This window comes from Deltaproteobacteria bacterium (assembly GCA_030654105.1).
Taxonomy (GTDB): domain Bacteria; phylum Desulfobacterota; class SM23-61; order SM23-61; family SM23-61; genus JAHJQK01.
Map to the genome: position 1 here is coordinate 1 of JAURYC010000234.1, position 7,529 is coordinate 7,529.

The following is a 7,529-nucleotide window of genomic DNA, read 5'->3' on the forward strand; positions in this document are numbered from 1 at the left end:
GATGCCTATGCAACCCGTTTTCGAAATCACGCCAGGAGCAAGGGGCATAGCGCCTAGCGACAGGAAAAGGTATAAAACAGGGGTAAATGGGGGAGAGGCAAGCGAAGATCTTTTTGAAAGGGAATTATGCCTTCCCTCAGGAACCCAGATGACCGACGAAGACCTTAATCGGGGAGTGAATGTCTTGAGACACTGCCATAAAAAAAGATTGACGTCGGATATCGTATGGTGTATTATCTTTGAAAAAAGACGATAAGGCCATAATGATCTTATATCGGTCATCAATGATCTATTCGTTTGCGGGAAAACCCTCATGCGAGTCTTTGCCGGCGTAGCGAGGCAGTCTCGTCTTTAAAAATTCCATAACGATATAAGATTGCTTCGTCGTCCGCCTAAGGCGGACTCCTGGTAATGACTTTAAAAGAGTTTTTCTTCGTATCTTCATCGGTTTTTATTCTATGAAAAACATCATCCGTAATAAAAGTTTCTATTTGATCCTGTTCTTTGATTCCTTCTTGATTGTCGGAGCGTTTCTACTGGCCTACCTTCTGCGGTTTGAGGGTAAGATCCCTGCCCTCGAATGGGAACATTTTTATTCGGCTGTTCCCTACATCCTTTTATTGAAGCTTATCTCTTTCTGGTTCTTCGGCCTCTACAGGGGCATGTATCGGTATACCAGCCTTGTCGATCTATTTAATGTGATGAAGGCCACATTAACTTCATCGGCCATTATCGTTTTGGGGATCCTTTTCCTGTACCGCTTCGAAGGCTTTACCCGTGCTGCATTTATCATAGACTGGGTTTTAACCTTTGTTTTCATCGGTGGGCTCAGAGTAGGCATCAGGCTCTTTCTCTCTGAACAAGAGAAAGGCTTTTCCCCGTTACAACAGATGTTTCAACTTCGTTCTGGATGGACTTTCCGGAAGCCAGAAAAAGGATTGGTGATCATTGGGGCAGGGGATGCCGGAGAAAAGATGCTTCGTGAAATAATGGATAATGCCCGTCTCCATTATGAGGTTTTGGGTTTCTTGGATGATGACGCTACGAAGCACGGCATGAAAATTCACGGAGTCCCAGTTTTGGGGCCGATTCATAAAATTCATCAACTCGCTTCCCAAGGCGGAATCGATGAAATTTTAATAGCCCTGCCTTCTGCTTCGGCCAAGCAGATGAAAAGAATCATCGAAACTTGCGAAGAAACAGGGTTAAAGATTCGCACTACACCTGGGATTGGTGAATTGATTAATGGAAAGATTTCTTTTAAAACTATCCGGGAGGTCTCCTTTGAAGACCTCTTAGGCCGCGATCCGGTTAATCTCGACGTAAAAACTATCGGAGATTACCTGAAGGATAAAGTTTTTCTTGTTTCAGGAGCAGGGGGGTCGATCGGATCTGAACTTTGTCGCCAGATTACCCAATTTTCCCCCAAAAACCTTATCCTCCTCGACAAAACAGAAAATAGCCTGTTTCACCTGGAGATGGAATTCCGTCAAATGTTCCCCCAAACTTTCATTACACCTGTTCTTGGGGATGTGCAGAATCGGGGTTTTCTCGATAGACTCTTTGCCGCCCACAGGCCGCAGGCAGTAATCCATTCGGCAGCCTATAAACATGTCCCTATTGTAGAGCTGAATCCTTGGGAGGGTGTGTTCAATAACATTATTGGGACGCGCAACATCGTGGAAGCATCTCGTCAATATGAAGCGGAACAGTTTATCATGATTTCGACAGATAAAGCCGTCCGCCCATCAAACGTCATGGGGGCAACGAAAAGAATCGCAGAAATGATAACATCCTCTTATAGCTCTGCCAATCCTACCCGGTTTGTATCCGTCAGGTTTGGGAATGTAATCGGCAGTGAAGGAAGCGTAGTTCACCTCTTTAAGAAGCAGATCGAACGTTTTGGCCCGGTAACTGTTACCCACCCCGAAATTACTCGCTATTTTATGACGATTCCCGAGGCCTGCAAACTGATTCTTCAGGCCGGTGCTTTAGGCGAGGGGGGCGAGATATTCATTCTGGATATGGGCACTCCCATCAAAATCGTAAACATGGCCCGCGACCTTATCCGCATGTCAGGGTTCAAGCCTGATGAAGACATTGAAATCAAGTTTATTGGTCTTCGTCCCGGAGAAAAACTCTATGAAGAATTAATCACCGAAGGGGAAGGAATTGTTCGGACCGATTATGAAAAGATCTTTGTCCTGAAAGGAAATGGCTACGACCTCAATTGGCTCAACGCAAGGATTGAAGAACTTACCAAACTGGCTCATGAGCAGAATGCCTCTGGCATCAAGGCTAAATTGAAAGAAATCGTCCCCGAGTACCAGCCATTTAATATGAATGATTGCAACCCGCCCCAGAATCAATGAGGTTCTCCCGCCGCATTCCCCTTCGTCGCTTCCCAACCCGCCTCGAATAAATTCCACCTCCATTTAACTCCAACCTCTAACCTCAACCCTTACACCTCTTACCCCCCTCCGCCCTCAACCCCCCATCCTTTAACCTTTCCCCCTGACTTAATTTTTAAGTCAACTACCCATTCCCTCATTCCCTCATCCCCTCAAACCATTCCCAAACGATTCATTTTTAAGACGATTCCCTCTACCCTCCAAGGGGATGAATTAAGATGATCCTTGACACTTGACCTTATCCGGCAGTCAGGAATGGGCCAACAAAATAATCAGACATGATTTCGTAATTGAAGCTCTAACGGGTGCGGATTCAAGTGGATCTGTTGTTTAAGGTAAGGCGGGTCGTATTTGCGTCCATAGCGATCAATGAGAAGGAAAACCCCTATAATAGACTGGTTACTACTATAGGCAGCCAGGAGAATTCAGGGCTTACCCAGATTTTGCAGGGAATGGAGTGAGGATCGTGTTGGGTAGATCGGGAGAAGAATAAAATTTTTCCCCAAGAGCCCACCAGCGGCGTTGATCTCCTCAGCGCCCAACTGCGTTCCTAAAAGGGAACGGTGGCCAACATCCTGGCCAGACCCGGAAAAAGGACCCAACTGGAGGATGGTTATTGTATCCTGGGCCAGAATCGGTGTAGCCCCCAAGGCCGAGAACAGAAAAAGAAGAATTGTCCAGCGCCTGTACTTTTCCCAACCCAACAATCTTTTCCTTCCTTCTTTGGAGGACAGCGGCTGAAAAATGCATATTTAATAGTTAAACTCTTAACATCTATGTTCAGGATTGTCAAATCGCGGATGGATTTAGATCTTTGGGAATGGCCTTAACGGCTTCGGCTTCCAGGTGACCATTTTTATTTTGCAACTTTTTTCCAACCTTATATTGTGATATTTATTCATTGAGGTTATAATTTTGGCATTTCCCCAGAGAGACTGGGTTGCAATTCCGGAATCGGAAGAGCTAGGCGAAAGAGAATACCCTGCCGCCTGGGTTACGGCATAGTCTTAGAAGGGGAGGGGTAATTTCTGACAACATCCATGGAGGAAAGCGATGGATATATTGGGAAGAGTGGCAATCGTCACCGGTGCCGGCAGAGGGCTGGGGTGGGCCATCGCCGAACGGCTGGCCCGGGATGGAGCGAACCTGGTCATTGCCGAAATTGATGGGGCAAGGGCACAAGAAAAGGCAGAAGCGATACAGCAAATGAAACGAGAAGCCTTGCCGATCCAGATGGACGTCAGCCGCTGGGCCGATGTTGCCAGTATGGTCAACCAAACCATGTCGCAATTTAAGCGGATCGACATCTTAGTGAATAATGCCGGGATTCTTGGGCCGTATTTCCCGGTGATGGAGTATCCGGAGGAGATGTGGGACCGGGTAATCGCCGTGCACCTAAAAGGGACTTTTCTTTGTTGCAAGGCGGTTCTTCCCATCATGAAAGCCCAGGGGAGCGGGAAAGTCGTCAACATGGCTTCGGTAGCCGGTAAGGAAGGGAACGCCCTCATGGCTCCCTATTCTGCGGCCAAAGCCGGGATCATCGGCTTGACCAAGACTCTGGGGAAAGAGATGGCTCCGTACAACGTCCACGTAAATTGCGTTTCGCCAGCCTTGATCGAAACGGATATGGCCAAAGAGATGACTCCCGAGCAGCGAACCCTTTTGACTTCTAAGATTCCTCTGGGAAGATTGGGCAAACCGGAAGAAGTAGCTGCCGTGGTCAAATTCTTGGTTTCAAACGAGGCTTCTTTTGTGACCGGCCAGTGCTATGACATCAGTGGCGGGAGATCAGTTTATTAGAAATCTTTTTACCGCGGAGAGCGCCGAGAGCGCCGAGAGGGAATAAAAAATTCAAAGATCAAAATATCAATACTAAGTTTGTTTCTGGGTATGACATTTGACTTTATTTATTTCTCTGCGTACTCTGCGGTGAATGCTTAAACTTTGAAAGGAGGGTGAAGTAATGACGCAGTTTCATCAATGGTACCAGGAGCTCCAGGTGGAAAGGACAATCGTAGCCCTGAAGAAGAACAACTTCGACGCCCGGTTTTTTCCCAAGGCCTCGGAAGCTTTGGCGGAGGTCTGGAAAATGATCCCGGAAGGTTCAACCGTAGGGTATGGCGGATCCCTCACCCTGAACCAGATCGGTTTCATAGAGGAAGCGCAAAAACGCTCTGTGAAATTTTTGAATCCCTTTGCCAAAGGACTCTCGCCCGAAGAGGGAGACAAGATTCGCCGGCAGATTTTAACCGCTGATTTTTTTCTCGCCAGCAGTAACGCCATAACCGAGGATGGGAAGCTTTATAATATCGACGCCACCGGCAATCGAGTCGGGCCGATGATCTATGGGCCGAAGAAAGTGATTTTGCTCTGCGGCGTGAACAAAATCGTCAAAGACATTGACGAGGCCCAGAAAAAAGTTCAGGAATGGACGGCTCCGATGAACGTCAAGCGGCTGGGATACAAAAATCCTTGTGGTCAGACGGGAGAGTGTTCGGATTGTGCTTCGCCGGAAAGAATCTGCAACGCCTACGTAATCCTGGCCAAAAAACCCCGGAGGACGGATATTTCGGTTTTTATCATCGGCGAGTTTTTAGGACTCTAAGTAGCTGGAATGATGGAATGATGGAAAAACGGAATGATGGGTAAAACCAGGGGAAAATTTTAAGAACCTATTTAATTTTCTTTCCCGTCATTTCCCATCCTTCCAGCATTCCATTATTCCATTATATATGGTGGAGGGAAAAATGGCTGTTGCCCATAAAGTAAAGAAAGACTGGCCGACGGGGTTGATCGAACTGGAGGCGGGGAAAAAAGTGAACCTTGGCCCTTACAGAGAATGGCGCGAATGGCCAAGAGTGTTGGTCAATGTCTACCGCTGGGACCTGGAACGCAAAAACCAGCTGGAGGCCCCTTTGGATATCGCCCTTTACCTGAAGATTATCGAAGAATTGGAAAAGATGAAAGCTGAGTAATTAGACAAACAGCGGTTAACTTTCAGGAAAAAAGCCAGAAGAAGAGCAATGAAGCAATAGAGGGAAAGAAAGAAGGGTACCTCATATATGAGCAGAATGGATACGAGCCCGTCATCTGATTTTATTCGGGCAATCATTGATGAGGATTTGAAGGCCAATAAGAACGAGGGTCGAGTGGCCACCCGCTTTCCACCGGAGCCGAACGGCTATCTCCATATCGGGCACGCCAAGTCCGTCTGCCTCAATTTTGGCATCGCCGCCCAATACCGGGGTACCTGCAATTTACGCATGGACGATACGGATCCAAGTGGTGAGAGCATCGAATATGTGGATTCCATCATCCGAGACGTTCGGTGGCTGGGGTTCGATTGGGAGGACCGGTTGTTCTACGCCTCCGACTACAATGAACAGCTCTACCAGTATGCCGTGCGGCTGATCAAGGTGGGCAAAGCCTATGTGTGCAGCCTGAGTGCGGACGAGATCCGGGAGTACCGGGGCACTTTAACCAAACCCGGCAAGGACAGCCCCTACCGCAACCGTTTGGTGGAAGAGAACCTGGACTTGTTTAGGCGCATGCGGGCCGGGGAATTCGATGAAGGGGCCCATGTGCTTCGGGGCAAAATCGATATGGCTTCTCCCAATGTAGTTATGCGAGATCCGGTCATCTTTCGCATTAAGAAAGAGCCGCACTACAGGATGGGTAACCAGTGGCTCATTTATCCCATGTACGACTTTGCCCATTGCCTTTCCGATTCCATCGAAGGGATCACCCACTCCATTTGTACGCTGGAATTTGAAAATAACCGCCCCCTGTATGATTGGATTCTGGACGAATTGAAAGTAGAACACCATCCCCAGCAGATCGAGTTCGCCCGCCTCAACCTCAGCTACACGGTTTTGAGTAAGCGCAAGCTCATAGAATTAGTAGAGAAGGGGTATGTCACGGGATGGGATGATCCCCGCATGCCCACCATCGCGGGGATGCGCAGACGAGGTTACACCCCCGAGGCGATCCGGAATTTCTGTGAGCGCATCGGAGTGGCCAAGAATGATAGCGTCGTCGATGTGACTCTCCTCGAGCACTGTGTCCGGGAGGATTTGAACGAACGATCTCCGCGTGTCCTGGGGGTGCTGTATCCCCTCCGCGTGGTCATCGACAACTACCCCGAGGGCCAGGTGGAGGAGTTCGACTGCCCCTACCATCCCCAGAATCCCGCTATGGGAACCCGGAAGGTTCCCTTTTCCCGGGTGTTGTATATAGAACGGGAGGATTTTCTGGAGAATCCACCGAAAAAGTTTTATCGACTGGCTCCCGGCCGGGAAGTGCGCCTTCGCTACGGTTATTTTATTAAATGTGAGGGCGTGGTTAAGAACCCCAAAACAGGCGAAGGGGTCGAGATCCACTGTACCTATGATCCAGAGACCCGGGGTGGATTTGCTCCCGACGGGCGCAAGGTCGATGCAACCATCCACTGGGTTTCGGCGGCTCATTCCCTTCCGGCGGAGGTTCGACTATATGATCGCCTCTTCAGGGTTGCCAATCCGCTGGCCGAAAAGGAAGGCTCTGATTTTACCGTTTATTTGAACCCCAAATCACTGGAAACTCTTACGTCCTGCCAGGTTGAACCCAGTCTGGCCGGCGCGGCCCCCGGAAGCCGGTACCAGTTTGAAAGGCTGGGGTACTTCTGTGCAGATCCCGCGGATTCTTCCGCAAAGGGGCTGGTATTCAACCGGACAGTGCCCCTGAGGGATTCCTGGGCTAAGATCGCCAGCCAAGTGAAGAAATAGTTCTGAAGAAAGATTTCGTGGGCGGCAAAAAAAGGGCTTAACCCAATAAGTTAAGCCCTTTTTTTCTGTGGCTGGGGGACAAGGATTTGAACCTTGATTCACGGAGTCAGAGTCCGTTGTCCTACCGTTGAACGATCCCCCATTAAATCTATAAAAAAAATACACAAAATCTTGCAGGGAGTCAATAAAAAAGCGACCCCCAAAAATTTACTTGACACCTTTTTTTTCAGTCTATATTATTTTGTATACAAACTAAATTTTCAAGACTGATTTGTTCCCCGCGAATTATGAAAATCCCCCCTCGCCCATCTTTTCTGAAGGAGGGTTGGGGGGATTAAGATGTTATTTTCTAAGC

Annotated in this window: 6 protein-coding genes, 1 tRNA gene and 1 pseudogene; 5 read left to right on the forward strand and 3 right to left on the reverse strand. The window is 48.5% G+C overall.

What is annotated here, in order from left to right:
* The first annotated feature begins 458 nt into the window (after positions 1-458).
* Positions 459-2,372, forward strand: a complete 1,914-nt coding sequence (locus tag Q7V48_09855) for a nucleoside-diphosphate sugar epimerase/dehydratase (protein MDO9211034.1) — start codon at positions 459-461, stop codon at positions 2,370-2,372.
* Between the two features lie 311 nt (positions 2,373-2,683).
* Here Q7V48_09855 and Q7V48_09860 read toward each other — a convergent pair.
* A pseudogene (locus Q7V48_09860) lies at positions 2,684-2,785 on the reverse strand (DUF1722 domain-containing protein).
* A gap of 51 nt (positions 2,786-2,836) precedes the next feature.
* Complete coding sequence (locus Q7V48_09865) at positions 2,837-3,118, reverse strand: hypothetical protein (GenBank protein ID MDO9211035.1); 282 nt, start codon at positions 3,116-3,118, stop codon at positions 2,837-2,839.
* Between the two features lie 346 nt (positions 3,119-3,464).
* Between Q7V48_09865 and Q7V48_09870 the strand changes: the two genes are divergently transcribed.
* From Q7V48_09870 to Q7V48_09885, 4 genes are all read left to right on the forward strand, one after another.
* A complete protein-coding gene (locus Q7V48_09870) occupies positions 3,465-4,211 on the forward strand; it encodes an SDR family NAD(P)-dependent oxidoreductase (GenBank protein ID MDO9211036.1) in 747 nt (248 codons plus the stop codon).
* Positions 4,212-4,374: 163 nt separating this feature from the next.
* Positions 4,375-5,016 (forward strand): lactate utilization protein, encoded by a 642-nt coding sequence (locus tag Q7V48_09875; protein MDO9211037.1) that lies wholly within the window; start codon positions 4,375-4,377, stop codon positions 5,014-5,016.
* Positions 5,017-5,158: 142 nt separating this feature from the next.
* Positions 5,159-5,386, forward strand: coding sequence for a hypothetical protein (locus Q7V48_09880; protein ID MDO9211038.1), 228 nt, complete (start codon positions 5,159-5,161; stop codon positions 5,384-5,386).
* A 96-nt stretch (positions 5,387-5,482) separates the two neighbouring features.
* Complete coding sequence (locus Q7V48_09885; protein MDO9211039.1) at positions 5,483-7,174, forward strand: glutamine--tRNA ligase/YqeY domain fusion protein; 1,692 nt, start codon at positions 5,483-5,485, stop codon at positions 7,172-7,174.
* 68 nt (positions 7,175-7,242) lie between these two features.
* Here the strand turns inward: Q7V48_09885 and Q7V48_09890 are convergent.
* Positions 7,243-7,316: transfer RNA gene (locus Q7V48_09890), tRNA-Gln, on the reverse strand.
* Positions 7,317-7,529: the final 213 nt, after the last annotated feature.

Bases quoted from the DNA above. Each gene is read 5' to 3' on its own strand.
- Q7V48_09875 (MDO9211037.1), top strand. From the start codon at position 4,375: ATGACGCAGTTTCATCAATGGTACCAGGAGCTCCAGGTGGAAAGGACA.
- Q7V48_09885 (MDO9211039.1), top strand. From the start codon at position 5,483: ATGGATACGAGCCCGTCATCTGATTTTATTCGGGCAATCATTGATGAG.
- Q7V48_09870 (MDO9211036.1), top strand. From the start codon at position 3,465: ATGGATATATTGGGAAGAGTGGCAATCGTCACCGGTGCCGGCAGAGGG.
- Q7V48_09880 (MDO9211038.1), top strand. From the start codon at position 5,159: ATGGCTGTTGCCCATAAAGTAAAGAAAGACTGGCCGACGGGGTTGATC.
- Q7V48_09855 (MDO9211034.1), top strand. From the start codon at position 459: ATGAAAAACATCATCCGTAATAAAAGTTTCTATTTGATCCTGTTCTTT.